Raw genomic sequence first — 15744 nt, forward strand, 5'->3', positions numbered from 1 at the left:
GTAAAAGCCCATATTTTGGGGCTTGATGGCCGCCAGAGGTTGATTTTGGGCCATCTCGAGGGATCGCCAAGGGACCGCATCGTGTCGTTCACGCTGGAAGATGAATCCAACGGAATCCTGCCCGACCGCATGATCGCGGAGATGGCGGAGGCCGGCCTCATTCTGCCGGCCTATGACTTCGTCGAAAGCCAGATCCAGCCGGCAAGCCTCGATCTCCGCCTCGGCGACATCGCCTACCGCGTCCGCGCCAGCTTCCTGCCGGGGCCCGATGCCACCGTCGCCGAGCGGATCGACCAGCTCAAGCTGCACGAGATCGATCTCTCCGACGGCGCGGTGCTGGAGACCAACTGCGTCTACATCGTGCCGCTGCTCGAAAGCCTGGCGCTGCCGCCGGAGATCGTGGCCGCGGCCAATCCGAAGAGTTCGACCGGGCGGCTCGACGTGTTCACCCGCGTGATTGCCGACGGCACCCGCCGCTTCGACATGATCGGGGCCGGCTATCACGGCCCGCTCTACGCCGAGATCTCACCGAAGACGTTTCCGGTGCTGCTGCGCGAGGGCTCGCGGCTGAGCCAGGTCCGCTTCCGGATCGGCGAGGCGACCTTGACCGCCGACGAGCTCGATGCGCTGCATGCCGCCGAGCGGCTGGTCGATATCGACGATGCCGATCTCACCCACGGCGTCGCGCTGTCGGTCGACCTCTCCGGCGAGAGCTCGGGCGGCTTCGTCGGTTATCGCGCCAAGCGCCACACCGGCGTGGTCGATGTCGATCGACGCGGCGGCTATGCGGTCGACGATTTCTGGGAGCCGATCAAGGCGCGGCCCGACGGCAGCCTCATCCTCGATCCCGGCGAGTTCTACATCCTGGCTTCGAAAGAGGCCGTGCAGGTGCCGCCGGACTACGCCGCGGAGATGGTGCCGTTCGATCCGCTGGTTGGCGAATTCCGCGTCCACTACGCCGGCTTCTTCGATCCCGGCTTCGGCTATGCCGGAGCCGGCGGCAAGGGCGCGCGCGCCGTGCTCGAAGTGCGCTCGCGCGAGGTGCCGTTCATTCTCGAGCATGGCCAGATCGTCGGCCGCCTCGTCTATGAGCGCATGCTCGAGCGTCCCGATGCGCTCTACGGCCAGCGCATCGGCTCGAACTACCAGGCGCAGGGCCTGAAGCTCTCCAAGCATTTTCGCGTGTAATTCCGCTTCGCGCACGTGTAATTCCGTAGCCCGGATGAAGCGCAAGCGAAATCCGGGGCGCTGCATACACGGATTGAGTTGCCCCGGATTGCGCTTCGCTGCATCCGGGCTACGATCCTGCGCGCGAGGCTTGATCTCGCCAACAACAACAGCGGGAGCAAACATGACCGGAGAGCAGGACGCACGCGAGGCGCAGTGGCGGAAGTGGCGCAGCGTCGCCGATCTCTATCACGCCTTCTTCACCGGGCTGATCCTCACCGTGGTGACGCGGCGCGGCACGGCCGATGCCGCCGAATTCGTCTTCCGCGTGTTTCGCCGCCAGCAGCAGGAGCGTTTCCTGCCCGGCCTGAAGAAGCTCGGTCTCGACGGCCTGCCGCCGGCGGTCGCGGCCGCGCAGTATCATTACCTCTCCAACTGGATCGGCGGCGTGCATGTCGAATACATGTACGAGACCGACCGCAAGGCCTGGATCCGCTATCCGCCGCCGCGCTGGATCTGGAAGGGCACCGCGATCTGCGGCGTGCCCGGCGAGGTCTCGCGCGCGATGCTGCGCGGCTGGCACGCCAACAACGGGGTCGCGCTTGGTGACTTGCGGCTCGGCTTCGTCTGCACCAAGCAGAGCGTCGATGGCCAGGACGGCCTCGAGGGCTATTACTGCGAATACGATCATCCGCTCGAGCTCGACCAGCGCCTGGTGTTAGCGCGCCATCTCGAGGCACCGCCATTCGATTCCAGAACCGCGCCGGCGCTGCCGGTCGACAGCTGGCCGCGCCAGCGGCTCGAGAAGGCCTATCGCAACTACGCGATGGAATATGTGAAGACGGCCGCGCCCGTCATCGTCCAGGTGTTCGGCCCTGAGGATGCGAGCTATCTGCTGCACCTCACCGGTAAGCTGATCGGCATGCAGTATTTCGACGAGGTCGCGCAGGCGCTCGGCGGCAGCCGTGGCCGTGCCACGGAATTTGCCGCATTCCTGCGCGTCCTCTTCGAGTCGCAGGATGATGTCGCCGAGATCAGCGAGTCCGAGGGCCAGTTCGAAATCCGCCAGCAGGGCTGGAAGCTGATGGCCGATGTCCCCGACTATCACCCGGCCTGCGCCAGCGTGCTGACAGGGCTGTTCGAGGGTCTCGCGGCCGGCTGCGGGCGGCATATTCCGGTGCATCTGAAGCCGAACCGCGCCGCCGGCGCGCCGTTCGTCTGGTCGATCGGCTAGCTCAGACATCCTCCCCTGGAGGGGGAGGATCGGTTCGCATGAAATGCGAACCGAGGTGGGGTGAAAGTCCCTCGTCTCGGTGACTGCCCATGTTGAGAGATCACCCCACCCCGCCTCACATCTCGCTTCGCTCGCTGTGAGCCGACCTTCCCCCTCCAGGGGAGGGTGGTATCTGGTCCTAACCGGCTACATGGGTAACAGAATAGACCGGCGACATGGGTAACAGGTCAACTGATCGGCGAGGAGGGCCTTGCCGATGGGATGGACGGAGACCTGTGCAGTGGAAGAACGGATGCGATTTGTGGTGGCGGTGGAGAAGCACGAGGAATCATTTGCGGCGGTGTGCCGGCGGTTCGGGGTGAGCCGCCGTGTGGGGTACAAATGGCTTACGCGTTTTGAGCAGGAAGGCGCCGGTGGGCTGTTCAACCGGTCGCGGGCTCGGCTGCATCATCCGCAGAGCATAGCCGAGGGGATCGCCGAGCGTTGCCTTGAGGTGCGTCGGGCGCATCCGACCTGGGGGCCGATCAAGGTGCGCGCCTTTCTTGAACGGAAGTCACCGCGGACGGCATGGCCTGCGGCGAGCACGATCGGGGAACTGTTCGACCGCGAAGGACTGACGGTGAAGCGCAAGCTGCGCCGGCGCGGGCCGCCCTCGAACATGCCGTTTGCGACGTGCGCGGCGGCCAATGATGTGTGGTGCATCGACTTCAAGGGCTGGTTCCTGACCGGCGACGGCAAGCGATGCGAGCCGCTGACGATCACCGACGCGTACAGCCGCTATCTGCTGCGCTGCCAGGCTCTGGCGCGCACCGACACGGATCATGTCTGGCCGGTGCTCGATGCGGCGTTCCGCGAGTTTGGGTTGCCGCACTACATGCGTTCGGATAACGGCTCGCCGTTTGCCTCGCGTGGTGCCGGTGGGTTGTCGCGGCTGTCGGTCAACCTGATCAAGGCCGGCGTGACGCCGGAGCGCATTGCGCCGGGCAAACCTCAGCAGAATGGCCGCCATGAGCGGATGCATCTGACGCTGTTGCAGGACACCGCCAATCCGCCGGCTCCCACCATGCGCGAGCAGCTCAAGCGCCTCCGCAACTTCCAGCATCTCTACAATGAGGAGCGTCCGCACCAGTCGCTCGATAACGCTACGCCAGCCGACCGTTACCAGGCCTCCTCACGCCGCTTCGACGGTGTCTTGCGCAAGCCGGAATACGATGACCAGGACGTCCGCTCGGTCCGGCACAACGGAGAGATCAAGTGGCTCGGCAACACGATCTACATCAGCGAAGCGCTGATCGGCGAACCCGTCGGCCTGGCCGAGGATCAGGACGGTTGGATCGTCAGCTATGGCCCGATCGAGCTCGGCACGATCGCTCATCGTGGGGACCAGCTTCGCAAGCCCAAACGAACGACAAAAGGCTGTGGACTTGAGGACAACGCTCCGCGTTGCCCTCAGGGTCCACAGCCTCAACAACAACAGACCTGAACGAAACGAGAATTGTGTTACCCATGTCGTCGGGTTGAAGTGTTACCTAAGTCGCCGGTTGCTCAATCTGATCTCACCGTTCGTCTGGTCGATCGGCAAGATCAGAGGTTCATTTGGGTTCACCTGCAATCGCGCAGGCCCCCCTTGCGTCCCGCGCACGTGGATTTCGCTGCTGCCATGGTAGGGAAACACCATGGCGCGGCTCCCAGACTGCGCGCGTGGGAGTAGAAATGTCCGATCTCGGCCTCGCCGAAATACCTGTCGACGAACAAGAGCGGCCGCTGCCGCCGCCGGTGACCAAGCCGGCGCGCAACGCGCTGCTCGACGGGCCGATTTTGCGCACGCTGCTGTGGCTGGCCTGGCCGAACGTGATCGCGCTCTCCGCCGGCACCTGCGTCGTCATCGCCGAGACCTCCTATATCGGCCGGCTCGGTGTCGAGTCGCTCGCGGCGATGGCGCTGGTGTTTCCCTGCGTGATCCTCACCATGACGATGTCGGGCGGCGCGATGGGCGGCGGCGTCGCGTCCGCGATCGCGCGTGCGCTCGGCGCCGGCGAGACCGAGCGCGCCTCGACGCTCGCGATGCATGCGCTGCTGATCGGCCTCACGTTCGGTGTCACGTTCATGCTGGGCATGCTGATCTTCGGTCCGCGCCTGCTCGAATTGCTCGGCGGCCGCGGCAATGTGCTGGCGCAGGCGATCGCCTATACGCAGGTCTTCTTCGGCGGCGCGATCCTGCCCTGGCTGATGAACACGATGGCCGGCATCCTGCGCGGCACCGGCAACATGAAGCTGCCGTCGACCATGATCCTGTCGTCGGCGGTGTGGCAGATCATTCTCGGCGGCACGCTCGGGCTCGGCCTCGGGCCGGTGCCGCAGTTCGGCATGCGCGGCGTCGCCGCGGGGTCGCTGATCGCCTATTCGATCAGCATCAGCGTGATGGGCTGGTACCTGTTCTCGGGCCGCGCCCGCGTGAAGCCGAAGCTCAAGGGGCTGCGCGTGCAATGGGCGATGTTCATCGACATCCTCAAGGTCGGCGCGGTCTCCTGCTTCTCGCCGCTGCAATCGGTCCTGACGATCTCGATCTTCACCCACATGCTGGCGCAGTTCGGTACCGCGGTGCTCGCCGGCTACGGCATCGGCGCGCGGCTCGAATTCATGCTGACCTCGGTTGCGTTCGCGGTCGGCATCGCCTCGGTGCCGATGATCGGCATGGCTGTCGGCGCCGAGCGCGTCGCGCGCGCCCGCCGCATCGCCTGGACCGCGGGCACGGTGTCGTTCCTCTCGGTCGGCGTGGTCGGCAGCTTCATCGCTGTGTTCCCCGACCTCTGGGTCAATTTGTTCACCAACGATCCGCATGTGCGGGCGACCAGCCATCAATATCTCTCGACCGCCGCGCCGATGTACGCCTTCATCGGCCTCGCGATGTCGATGTATTTCTCCTCGCAGGGAGCGGCGAAGGTGCTGGGGCCGGTGCTGGCGCAGACCGCGCGGCTGATCTTCATCGGTAGCGGCGGCTGGTGGTTGTCGACCCATGAGGCGAGTGCGCAAAACTTCTTCGCACTCGCCGCCGCCTCGATGGGTGTGCTCGGCGTGCTGTCCTGCCTCAGCGTGATCCTGACCCGCTGGGGCAAGGCCGCCCCGGTCGCGGAAGTGCAGCCGGCGCTGTCGTGAAGACCTTCATTCCGTCATTCTGAGGAGCGCGCAGCGCGTCTCGAAGGATCGACGGCCCGCTGCTTCGACATGCGTTTGTGGAAACAGCCGGGCTGTCCCCCTTCGAGACGGCCGCTTCGCGGCCTCCTCAGGGTGACGGTCATCGTTTGAATGCACGGCGGATCGCGCGAACAGGAATGTCACGCCGCGCTCTTCTCCCTGGCCGATCGGGCCAGCGTGGTCTGCATCGCCGCCGCGCCGAGGTCCATCTGCGCGGACATGTAGGGCGCGACCTCGTGCGGCAGCACGTCCGCGATCCACACCACCCGGCAGCGCGTGTCGCCCTCGGCGAACACCTGCACCGAGGCGGAATGCTGCTTCAGCCGCTCGCTTGATATCGCATAGACCAGCCGTTGTCGCTTGTCGTCGCAATCGACCAGCGTCTCGCGCGCCACGGTGCCGTTGCCGAAGGTGACGATGCGGACGTCGCCGTCGAGCTGCGTGTCGGTGACGAAGCCCGGCACCAGCCGCGTATGCAGCGCGCCGAAATCGCGCAGTGCGTCCCAGACGTGATTCGCTGGGGCGTCGATCGGGATGTCTTTGTAGATGGAAGCCATGGGATTGGGTCCTTTGATAGATTGTGAAAGCCGCCATTGCGAAGAGCGAAGCGACGACTTGTCCGCCGAAGCCTTGGCGAAGGCGGAAGCAATCCATGCTTCCTCACGTGTGGCGCGATGGATTGCTTCGCTCCGCTCGCAATGACGGCGGAGTCTGTCGCGTACGCTTAAGTGCTCACCGCCTCGACATTGTTGCCGTCGGGGTCGAGCAGGAATGCCGCGTAGTAGGTCGGGCTGTAATCCTTGCGATGGCCCGCCGCGCCGTTGTCCTTGCCGCCGGCCTTCAGGCCCGCGGTGTGGAATGTCTTGATCGTGTCGTGGCTCGGTGCGCGGAACGCGATGTGCGCACCGCCTTGGGCCTTGCCCTTGTGCAGGTGCAGCCAGAGCGCGGGCTCGCCCTTCGGGCCGAATCCGGCGCCGCTGTCGTCGCGCGAGCACAGCACGAAGCCGAGCGGCGCCAGCACCGCGGTGTAGAAGCGCACGCTGGCGTCGAGGTCGGCCACGCGCAACCCGATATGGTCGTACATGATGAGGTCTCCAGTCGGTGGGCGCGCCGATGGACGCGCGGACCGGAGCAACCTAGCTATTGCAGCGCAAGGCGTTCTTGGAAAATCTTGCGGTCGCCGCGGGAGGCCTGGCGGAACTTGAGCGGCGAGGCGCCGGCGGCGCGGTGGAAGCTGCGCACGAAATTGGAGAGATCGCCGAAGCCGACGTCATAGGCGATGTCGGTGACCGGGCTGTCGTCGTCGACCAGCCGTCGCGCCGCATGGCGCAGCCGCGAGCGCACGAGATATTGATGCGGCGTGACGCCGAGCACCGCGGAGAACAGCCGCAGGAAATGGAACGTGCTGAGCCCGGCCTGCTCCGCCGTATCGTCGAGATCGATCGGATGATGCGAATTGGCGTCGATCCACAGCGCAGCCTCGACGGCGCGGCGGCGATCGCGCACGCCGGCGGTGAGGGGTTTTGCCTTGCGATCGGATACCAGCTCGACCAGGCGGCTGGTGAGGAGGTAACCGATCTCGTCGAGGCCGACGTCGCTGTTGCCACCTGCCGCCGTTTGAGCGAGCTCCCCGATCACCATCAGTTCCGGCAGCGGTGGCACGGCGCCGACCTGCCAGACCGAGGTGCGATCGCCGATGCTCTCGACCAGCTCCGGATCCAGAAAGAACGACAGGCATTCGTCGCCGACCACATGGTCGTGCGTGCAGGTGTATTCGTCGCCGGGATGGCCGACCAGGATCGAGCCTGCCACCAGTTCATGGAAGTGGCCGCGGCAATGGCAGCCGAAGCTGCCGCTGCGCACATAGGACACGGAATGGCCGGCGAACTGCTCGGCGAACGGCTTGTCGCTGGGCTCCGCCGTGCAGCGAAACTCGTTCACCGTAATGCGATCGCGCTGCAACAGCGTGGTCCGGGTCATACCCCAGATTTATGCTTGCGGCCGGGGCCGCGCAACGGGGAGCAGTACGTCGAACAGGGTCTTGCTGGTGGTCGGCCGCCGCCCGCATCTGGAATCTTGACGTTCGGTTAAGCATGTCGTGGTGCAGGCCGGCGTGCCCCCGGTCACGCATCCTAAAGGCTTTGCCCGCTATCTGGTCGACGGCATGCTGCTCCACAGGACGATCGGCGGAACGATGACGAGCACGAGCGCCGAAGCCGCGCCCGGCGGCGCAGGCGCGGCCGGGCAGGCGATGGGGCGCTTTCACCCGCTCTTCGCGCTGCTGTTGCTGGCGCTGGTCATCCGCCTTGCGGCCGCGGTCTGGCCCAATGTGATGTATCCCGACGAGATCTTTCAGTATCTCGAGCCGGCGTGGCGGATGCTCGGCCATGACGGCATCCTGACATGGGAATGGCGCGAAGGCATTCGCGGCTGGTTCCTGCCGACATTGCTGGCCGGGCCGGTAGCCCTGGGTGATGCGATTGCGCCCGGCGGTGAAGGTGCATTCCTGGTGCCGCGTCTGGTCACGGCAGCTGCGTCGCTGTCGATCGTGGTCAGCGCCTGGTTCTTCGGTGCGCGGGTCTCGCGCACCCATGCCGTCGTTGCGGCCTTCGCCGCCGCGGTCTGGTTCGAATTCGCTCTGCTCGCGCCACACCCGTTGGGCGAGCCGTTGGCGACGGCGCTGATCGTGCCGGCGGCGTTGCTGCTGACCGATCATCCGTCGCAGCGGCGCCTTGCGATCGGCGGCGCCCTGCTCGCCATCGCCTTTGTCTGCCGCTTCCAGTACGCACCGGCCATCGCCGTTCTTGCGCTCGGCGCCTGCTGGTCGCGCTGGCGCAACTTCGTTCCGCTGGTCGCCGGAGGGCTCGTCGCGCTGTCGTTTGCCGCGGCAATCGATCTCGCGCACGGCGTCGTGCCGTTCGCCTGGCTGATCGGGAATATCAAGGAAAACCTCGTGCAGGATCGCGCGACCGAATTCGGTGTGACACCGCCTTCGGCGTATCTCGTCAACTTCCTGATCGTGTGGTCGGCCGCGATCGTGCTGCCGCTCGCCGCGATCTGGCGCGGCTGGCGGTATGCGCCGCTGCTGCTCGCCGTCGCGCTCGTCAACCTCGTCTTCCACAGCCTGATCGCGCACAAGGAGTACCGCTTCGTCTTCTTGTCGGTGGTGCTGTTCATCATCGTCGCGGCGCTGGGATCGGCCGACTGGGTGCAATCGCTGCGCAGCAAAGGCGGATGGCGCCGCTGGGCGCTGCCGATCGTGATGGGCGGCTGGGCGCTGCTCTCGGTAGCGCTCGCCACGGCCAGCGAAGGGATGCGCGACTATTGGACGCGCGGCGTCGGCGCGGCGGAGCTCGCCGCCAAGCTGCGCAACGATCCGCAGATGTGCGGCCTCGCGCTCTATAATGTGCGTTTCCAGCTGTTGCCGGGGCGGGAACGATTGGTTGGCCCGGTGCCGCTTTACGTGCTCAACCCCGCCGATCCGCTCGCCGAGCTGGTCCTGCCGCTGCTGTTGCAGACGAGCAAGCCGGCCTTCAATCGCATCCTTGCGCGGCCCGAAGCGGCGGGGGACTTGCCGTCGGATTATTCTCCGCAAGGCTGTGCTCATGTCGGCATCGCCGATGCCTGCATCTATGCGCGCAGCGGCACCTGCGAACCGTCAGCCGCCGCGCCCTTTGTGATCAAGGACGCGCTCGTAAGGATGGGCCAGTAACGGCGTCGTCAGGCGATCGGCATCAATGCACGCTTGATCCGCCGGCGCTGCCCGGGCTATGGTCCGGCAGGCCGCACCCGACAGGGTCGACCTCAAGCGATTGAGATCGCGGGCGTAGTTCAATGGTAGAACGGAAGCTTCCCAAGCTTCATACGAGGGTTCGATTCCCTTCGCCCAGCTCCAACATCCGGCTGAAATTCGCGAAGCAGCCATGTCGGCCCGATCACTCGCGCAGCTTGCGATCGAGGAAGCCGACATAGGAATTGTCCGGGTCCAGCTTGACGGCGAGGCGAAGCGCGGCGCGGGCCGCTGACTCGTCGCCGTCGGCGGTCGCCTTGTGCTCATCCAGAATCGCATTGGCCACCGTGCGCGCGGTGTCGAGCCGGGCCTCGTCGATGGACTTGTCGAGGAGATAGTTCTCCGCGGGCTCGCGCAGGCGCTTCAATTCGCCCACGCCGATCGAGCTCAGCGGATACCAGTTATAATATTCGAGGCGCGGCCGATCATCGGTGAGGGTCGGCACATCCCCGACGAAGGCCGCGAGCTTTTCGTCTGCGGCGATGAATGTCGCGAGAAAATCCTCCGGCGAGCGCAGGCCGTTTGCCTTGAGGTCGTCGGCCACCGCGGGCGCGGACATCCGCGTCGCGAGCGCGCGCGGATCGATCTGCAATGGCTCGTCGGAGGCGATTGCGACGCCCTCCATTCTGGACGGCAGCCACAGTGAGACGTGCTTGAACTGGCCCATCATCGCCTTGAGGATCATCTTCGGCAGCATGCCGCGGTTGAAATCCAGCGGCACCCACTGCGCGAGAACGCCGCCGGGGCGCATCCTCTGCTTTGCCAGCGCGTAGAATTCCTCGGTGTAGAGGTTGATGACGCCGGCGTCATGGGGCGGCGGAGGCTCCAGTGTGATGACGTCGAACGTCTCCCTGGTCCCGAGCAGGAAGTGCCGACCGTCCGCGACGATCTGATGGACCTTGGGATTCTGATAGAACTGCTTGTTGATCGGCACGAAGTGCGGCGCGACTTCGAAGACCGTGGACGCCAGATCGACCGCGTCGATGGATTGCAATTCCTGGTGGGTGCTGACCGCGCCCACCGTGGTGCCGGTCCCGATGCAGATCACGACAGCCGTATCAACCGGGCCCGGGTGCAGCAGGATGGGATAGTGCCCCATCGCCGCCATGTATCGTCTGCCCTCGGGACGGTTGTTGGCGTAGCTCTTCGAATTCACCACCAGCTGCTGATAGGTTCCCGCCGCCTTCTCGTGATACTCGACCACCGCGAATGTCGCTTGCCGGGTTTCCTGCAGCTCGAGCACATTGCCGCCTTCGATCGCGGTCAGCACCCGTTCCAGATAATGCGGGGTGAACAGCACGAGCGCGACGGCGATGACGCCTGCGGCGATTGCACCCTGCCGCCACAGGCTGCTTTCTCGCAGAAGGCCCGGCTGCGATATCGTCGTCGCGACAAAGAGCAGGACGTTCAGAAGGATCAGTGCGGTGAGCGCACCCTGGCTGCCCAGATAGGGGATCAGGAGAAACCCTGCCGCCAGCGAGCCCAGCACGCCGCCAATCGTGTTCAAGGCGTAGAGCGAGCCGATCCTGCGGCCGAGCGCGCTCATCTGCATCACGGTCAGTTCGCTGGCCAGCGGAAAGCTGATGCCGATCAGCGTGGTCGGCAGCAACAACGCAACCGCGCAGACCAGGAAGAATGAAACATCATCTCCCAATAGCGCCTGCGCCGGGACCGGAATGAGCCCCGATACGATCGGCGACAGCGCTGCTCCCACGGCACGCGCCTTGCCGAGCACGCCGACGGTCAGCGTGGCGGCAACCGCGATCAGCAGCTGCGTGACGGCGAAGTACCGCAGCAATTGATCCTTGCGGGGTGCGAGCAGCTTGGCGCAGATCAGGGCACCGATCACCAGCCCCAGCAGGTACACGCCGAGCATGCCAGAGAATGCGAAAACGCTCGAGCTGCTGACATTGGTCAGGAAGCGGAACCAGACCACTTCATAGGCGATCGACACGAAGCCGGAGCATGCGAAAACCCAGATCAGGATGGACGTCCTGCCAGGTGCCGGCCCGGCGGTCTGCGCCGGCGCTGTCGCGGTGACCGGCACCCGCGGGCCTGCGCTGCGCGCAACGAGCAGGGCCACGCCGCCGACGCAGACATAGAGCGCCGCCGCAACCAGGCTCGATCCCGCGATCCCGCAAAGGCCCATCAGCACAAAGCCGACGGCCAGGGTGCCGATGGCGGCGCCCAAGGTGTTGAAGCCGTAGAGCAGGCCGATGCGATTGGCGAGGTCGGTTTGCGTACGGGTCAGGAACTTGACGAGGAAGGGCAGGGTCGCGCCCATCAACATCGTCGGCAGCGACAGGATGGCGAGCGACAGGGCGACCATCAGGGGCAGCCGGAACAGGGACTCCAGGTCCAGCATCGGCGCCAGCCAGCCGACCCAGGTCGGCCATTGCGACAGGAACGCGGTCACCGCCAGGGAAACCAGCGCGAGGGCGAGTTCGAGAAATCCGTAGATCTTCAGGGGGCGGCTGACCGTGTCGGCGATCCGGCCGCCGAGTGCACTGCCCAGCGAGAGGCCGAAGAAGAAGCTGGCCACCGTGACGCTCACGGAGACGGTCGCGCTTCCCAGCACGAATTGCAGCTGCTTGAACCAGAGGACCTGAAGGATCAGCGATGCCGCGCCCGATGCCAGAAAGATCGCGGTGACCAGAACCCGGTTCTTCAGACTTATGGCGTCCTGAACGCCATCATGATTGGGCACTGGACGAGCCTCCCGTTGACCGGGAGAACAGGTAAGGCAGGTGCTGTTAATATTGCCTTATGGAGAACCGAGACCACGCCCGCGGAGCGCGTCGCGATATCAACCGCCGTCTCCTGATCGACCGCCCTCGCGCGGACGATCAAGGCGTCGAAAACCAGGCGGTTGAAGTTTCGCAAAACTCTTGTAACTTATTGACGAAATTGAAGTACAAGCGAGCCAGTTTTGCAGCTATCGGACAGAAACCGCTGGGAAACATATGGCTTCCCAGGCTGCGCACGAGGGTTCGATTTCTTCCACCCGCTCCCGCCTTTGGGCGCCGTGCTTTGCGGGCAATTGCAGGAGGCCTGACGTGAGGTTGCTTGGAGCGCTGCTGCTCGCGCTGGGCGCGCTTTGGATGACGAGGCCCGCATCCGCACAAATGTACGATCCTCGCTATCCGGTCTGCATGCATGTCTATGGTGTGTTGATCGGCGAGCGGATGGACTGCGTCTTCACGTCATTGAATCAGTGCCAGGCCGGTGCGATCGGACTTCCGGCAAGCTGTCTGATCAACCCCTATTACGCGCCGGGATCGGCGCGCCGCTACCGGCTTGAACGATGACTTTTTCCGCTCGTGTTCGCGGGCGTCCACTTGAGATCGATGCATGGAGTGGTGGACCTACGCGCTGTTCGCGATCCCTGTGATCGGATGCGCATTCGTCGTTCGCGCCCGTCGCGGCAGGGTTTCGGAAGAGGATCAGGAACTCAACCGGCGGATCGACGAGCGCGTCGATCGCCTCGATCTCACGCGCCGCAATCGCGATAGGGACTCCTGACCCAGGCAGCAGGCGTCCCGTTATTATTCCGGAATATTACGGCGTTCTGTTCACGCAACGTGCGCGATTAACAAGCCGTACTCAACCTGTTCTTCTCACAACGCGCAGTTATGTTTCCGTAGTTCTCCGTTTTGAGAACAGAGTTCCGCCGGAACGATCTCGCGGGTTCCTGCATTGGCCAATTAGAACCGGCCAACCTCCGGCGAGCACGGTCGGTTCAAGCCCGCGGCTGGTCGTCCGCTCTCAACCACACCCCTAGAGGACGGCTGCCGCGGGTCCAGAATGTGGATCCTGTTCCGCGTCATCCGCAGACGGCCAATCGCTGCTCGATCATGTCGCCGACGGCGGCAGTGCCGCCGTTCAGCGCCATCCCAGCGCCGGCGCGACGTGCGTCAAAATGCTCTCGATCACATGCGCGTTGTAGGCGACGCCGAGCTGATTGGGGACGGTCAGCAGCAAAGTGTCGGCCTCTGCGATCGCCTCGTCCGTCTTGAGCTGTTCGATCAGCTTGTCCGGCTCGGCGGCGTAGCCGCGGCCGAAGATCGCGCGCGTCCGCTCGTCGATGAAGCCGATCTGGTCTTCTTGCTGCCCGTTGCCGAAATAGGCGCGGTCGCGATCGTCGACCAGTGCGAAGATGCTGCGGCTCACCGAGACCCGCGCCTCGCGGCTGTGACCCGCCTCCTTCCAGGCGGCACGGTAGGCCCGGATCTGCGCGGCTTGCTGGATGTGGAAGGCCTCTCCGGTCTCGTCGCTCTTCAGCGTCGAGCTCTGCAGGTTCATCCCGAGCTTCGCCGCCCAGACCGCTGTCGCGTTCGAGCCGGCGCCCCACCAGATGCGCTCGCGCAGGCCTTCCGCGAGCGGTTCGAGCCGCAGCAGGCCGGGAGGATTGGGAAACATCGGCCGCGGATTCGGCTGCGCAAAGCCCTGTCCGCGCAGCATGTCGAGGAAGATCGCCGCATGGCGCCGGCCCATGTCGGCGTCGGTCTCGCCCTCGGCCGGCTGATAGCCGAAATAGCGCCAGCCATCGATCACCTGCTCGGGCGAGCCGCGGCTGATGCCGAGCTGCAAGCGTCCACCCGCGATCAGATCGGCCGCGCCGGCGTCCTCGATCATGTAGAGCGGATTTTCGTAGCGCATGTCGATCACGGCGGTACCGATCTCGATCCGGCTGGTCCTGGCGCCGACCGCCGCCAACAGCGGGAAGGGCGAGGCCAGCTGGCGGGCGAAGTGATGGACGCGAAAATACGCGCCGTCCGCGCCGAGCTCTTCGGCGGCGACCGCGAGGTCGATGGATTGCAGCAGCACATCCGCGGCCGAGCGGGCCTGGGATTGCGGGGAGGGCGTCCAGTGCCCGAACGAGAGGAATCCGATTTTTTTCATGTCGGCAATGTAGGCATGTCCGGGACGAATTGCGATCCGTGGCGCGCCCCCGCATGATTGAAAGCCAGCCGGGGATGACTGAAAGTCACCCCGGGGATGACTGAAAGTGTTTACCAGCCGGGAAATTTTTCCACGGCGAATGTTGCGGGTTTTGCCGATCGCGCTGTTGCGCAAGCGGCGCATGCGCGCAGGTCTTGCCGCCTGCGCCGCGGCGTGACTTGCGATCTCCGGACGCGCCGCCTAGCTTTCCGCCACCATTTCGCCCGCCAACATGTTTCCGCAGGTCCCGATGTCGCAGCCGCTTCTGTTTCAGCCGATCACGCTTCGCGGCGTGACCTCCCGAAACCGCATCCTGATTTCGCCGATGTGCCAGTATTCGGCGACCGACGGCATCGCCAATGATTGGCATCTCGTCCATCTCGGCAAATTCGCGCAGGGCGGCGCCGGGCTCGTGATGGTCGAGGCCGCGGCGGTGACGGCCGAGGGCCGCATCACCCATGGCGACGTCGGCATCTGGAACGACGAGCAGATCGCGCCGCTCGAGCGCATCGCGGCCTTCCTGAAGGACAACGGCGCGGTGCCTTCGATCCAGCTCGCGCATGCCGGCCGCAAGGCCAGCATGCAGCGTCCGTGGTATGGCAATGCCGCACTCGACGACGCCGACCGCGCCCGCGGCGATCTGCCGTGGCGGACGGTGGCGCCGAGCGCGATCCCGATGGAGGAGGGCTGGCTGACGCCGCACGCGCTCGACGTGGCCGAGCTTGCCGCGTTGCGCGAGCAGTGGCGCCGCGCCACCTTGCGGGCGGTGGAGGCCGGCTTCGAGTTCGTCGAGGTGCATTGCGCGCATGGTTACCTCCTGCACGAATTCCTCTCGCCATTGTCGAACCGTCGCAACGACGGCTATGGCGGCGACCGCGCCGGTCGGATGCGCTATCCGCTCGAGATCATCGAGACCGTGCGCGCCGCCTGGCCCGCCGAGCGGCCGCTGTCGGTCCGTATCTCCTCGGTCGATGGTATTGACGGCGGCCTGACGCTCGAGGACCAGATCGCGTTCGCCAAGGCCGCCAAGGCGCGCGGCGCCGATCTGATCGATTGCTCGTCGGGTGGCCTGCTCGGCTCGGCGACCGCGGCGCGGATTCCGCGCGGCTACGGCTTCCAGGTGCCTTATGCGGACGAGATCCGCCGCTCCGCCGAGATCACCACCATCGCGGTCGGCCTCATCCTGCATCCGCAGCAGGCGGAAGCTGTTCTGGCCAGCGGCCAGGCCGATCTGGTCGCGATCGGGCGCGAGGCGCTGTTCGATCCGAACTGGCCGCTGCATGCCGAGCTTGCGCTCGGCGGTGGAAACGGCGAAGTGTTCGCGTCCTGGCCGAAGCAGTATGGTTGGTGGCTGGAGCGCCGCGAGCCGGGCCTGCGCAGGCTCGAAGGGCCGCCGCTGCCGTTCCGTAACAACTAA

12 protein-coding genes, 1 tRNA gene and 1 pseudogene are annotated in these 15744 nt (G+C 65.4%); 9 read left to right on the forward strand and 5 right to left on the reverse strand.

What is annotated here, in order from left to right:
• The first annotated feature begins 81 nt into the window (after positions 1 to 81).
• The 4 genes and pseudogenes from ACVILL_RS16155 to ACVILL_RS16170 all read left to right on the forward strand — a co-directional run bounded on the left by ACVILL_RS16155 (position 82) and on the right by ACVILL_RS16170 (position 5557).
• A complete protein-coding gene (locus ACVILL_RS16155; RefSeq protein WP_028334559.1) occupies positions 82 to 1188 on the forward strand; it encodes a 2'-deoxycytidine 5'-triphosphate deaminase in 1107 nt (368 codons plus the stop codon).
• A 163-nt stretch (positions 1189 to 1351) separates the two neighbouring features.
• On the forward strand, positions 1352 to 2401 hold the full coding sequence (locus ACVILL_RS16160; RefSeq protein ID WP_456729961.1) for a hypothetical protein: 1050 nt from the start codon (positions 1352 to 1354) through the stop codon (positions 2399 to 2401).
• Between the two features lie 256 nt (positions 2402 to 2657).
• Positions 2658 to 3770: pseudogene (locus ACVILL_RS16165) on the forward strand (integrase core domain-containing protein); the annotation flags it as partial.
• Between the two features lie 344 nt (positions 3771 to 4114).
• Positions 4115 to 5557 carry an MATE family efflux transporter gene (locus ACVILL_RS16170; RefSeq protein ID WP_456729962.1) on the forward strand — a complete coding sequence of 481 codons (1443 nt, stop codon included), beginning with the start codon at positions 4115 to 4117 and terminating at the stop codon, positions 5555 to 5557.
• A gap of 179 nt (positions 5558 to 5736) precedes the next feature.
• Here the strand turns inward: ACVILL_RS16170 and ACVILL_RS16175 are convergent, their stop codons facing one another.
• From ACVILL_RS16175 to ACVILL_RS16185, 3 genes are all read right to left on the reverse strand, one after another.
• Positions 5737 to 6153, reverse strand: coding sequence for an SRPBCC family protein (locus ACVILL_RS16175; protein WP_456729963.1), 417 nt, complete (start codon positions 6151 to 6153; stop codon positions 5737 to 5739).
• A 167-nt stretch (positions 6154 to 6320) separates the two neighbouring features.
• Positions 6321 to 6680, reverse strand: a complete 360-nt coding sequence (locus ACVILL_RS16180; RefSeq protein WP_456729964.1) for a VOC family protein — start codon at positions 6678 to 6680, stop codon at positions 6321 to 6323.
• A gap of 56 nt (positions 6681 to 6736) precedes the next feature.
• Positions 6737 to 7576, reverse strand: a complete 840-nt coding sequence (locus ACVILL_RS16185) for a helix-turn-helix transcriptional regulator (RefSeq protein ID WP_456729965.1) — start codon at positions 7574 to 7576, stop codon at positions 6737 to 6739.
• Positions 7577 to 7709: 133 nt separating this feature from the next.
• Between ACVILL_RS16185 and ACVILL_RS16190 the strand changes: the two genes are divergently transcribed.
• Together ACVILL_RS16190 and ACVILL_RS16195 are read left to right on the forward strand one after the other, a co-directional pair.
• Positions 7710 to 9308, forward strand: a complete 1599-nt coding sequence (locus tag ACVILL_RS16190; RefSeq protein WP_456729966.1) for a 4-amino-4-deoxy-L-arabinose transferase — start codon at positions 7710 to 7712, stop codon at positions 9306 to 9308.
• A gap of 108 nt (positions 9309 to 9416) precedes the next feature.
• Positions 9417 to 9491: transfer RNA gene (locus ACVILL_RS16195), tRNA-Gly, on the forward strand.
• A gap of 40 nt (positions 9492 to 9531) precedes the next feature.
• Here ACVILL_RS16195 and ACVILL_RS16200 read toward each other — a convergent pair.
• On the reverse strand, positions 9532 to 12093 hold the full coding sequence (locus ACVILL_RS16200) for a fused MFS/spermidine synthase (RefSeq protein WP_456729967.1): 2562 nt from the start codon (positions 12091 to 12093) through the stop codon (positions 9532 to 9534).
• 349 nt (positions 12094 to 12442) lie between these two features.
• Between ACVILL_RS16200 and ACVILL_RS16205 the strand changes: the two genes are divergently transcribed.
• Together ACVILL_RS16205 and ACVILL_RS16210 are read left to right on the forward strand one after the other, a co-directional pair.
• Positions 12443 to 12694 (forward strand): DUF3551 domain-containing protein, encoded by a 252-nt coding sequence (locus tag ACVILL_RS16205; RefSeq protein WP_456729968.1) that lies wholly within the window; start codon positions 12443 to 12445, stop codon positions 12692 to 12694.
• 43 nt (positions 12695 to 12737) lie between these two features.
• Positions 12738 to 12908, forward strand: coding sequence for a hypothetical protein (locus ACVILL_RS16210; RefSeq protein ID WP_456729969.1), 171 nt, complete (start codon positions 12738 to 12740; stop codon positions 12906 to 12908).
• Positions 12909 to 13268: 360 nt separating this feature from the next.
• Here ACVILL_RS16210 and ACVILL_RS16215 read toward each other — a convergent pair whose 3' ends face one another.
• A complete protein-coding gene (locus ACVILL_RS16215; RefSeq protein ID WP_456729970.1) occupies positions 13269 to 14288 on the reverse strand; it encodes an LLM class flavin-dependent oxidoreductase in 1020 nt (339 codons plus the stop codon).
• A gap of 289 nt (positions 14289 to 14577) precedes the next feature.
• On the opposite strand from ACVILL_RS16215, the gene ACVILL_RS16220 reads away from it, so the two are divergent.
• The gene (locus tag ACVILL_RS16220) at positions 14578 to 15744 is read left to right on the forward strand and encodes an NADH:flavin oxidoreductase/NADH oxidase (protein ID WP_456729971.1); all 1167 of its coding nucleotides are present in this window, start codon (positions 14578 to 14580) and stop codon (positions 15742 to 15744) included.

It is taken from the genome of Bradyrhizobium sp. USDA 3364 (assembly GCF_054056355.1).

What these genes read in the sequence shown, in the direction of transcription:
- ACVILL_RS16160 (WP_456729961.1), top strand. Translation starts at nt 1,352, where the DNA reads ATGACCGGAGAGCAGGACGCACGCGAGGCGCAGTGGCGGAAGTGGCGC.
- ACVILL_RS16170 (WP_456729962.1), top strand. Translation starts at nt 4,115, where the DNA reads ATGTCCGATCTCGGCCTCGCCGAAATACCTGTCGACGAACAAGAGCGG.
- ACVILL_RS16175 (WP_456729963.1), bottom strand. Translation starts at nt 6,153, where the DNA reads ATGGCTTCCATCTACAAAGACATCCCGATCGACGCCCCAGCGAATCAC.
- ACVILL_RS16180 (WP_456729964.1), bottom strand. Translation starts at nt 6,680, where the DNA reads ATGTACGACCATATCGGGTTGCGCGTGGCCGACCTCGACGCCAGCGTG.
- ACVILL_RS16185 (WP_456729965.1), bottom strand. Translation starts at nt 7,576, where the DNA reads ATGACCCGGACCACGCTGTTGCAGCGCGATCGCATTACGGTGAACGAG.
- ACVILL_RS16210 (WP_456729969.1), top strand. Translation starts at nt 12,738, where the DNA reads ATGGAGTGGTGGACCTACGCGCTGTTCGCGATCCCTGTGATCGGATGC.
- ACVILL_RS16215 (WP_456729970.1), bottom strand. Translation starts at nt 14,288, where the DNA reads ATGAAAAAAATCGGATTCCTCTCGTTCGGGCACTGGACGCCCTCCCCG.
- ACVILL_RS16220 (WP_456729971.1), top strand. Translation starts at nt 14,578, where the DNA reads ATGTCGCAGCCGCTTCTGTTTCAGCCGATCACGCTTCGCGGCGTGACC.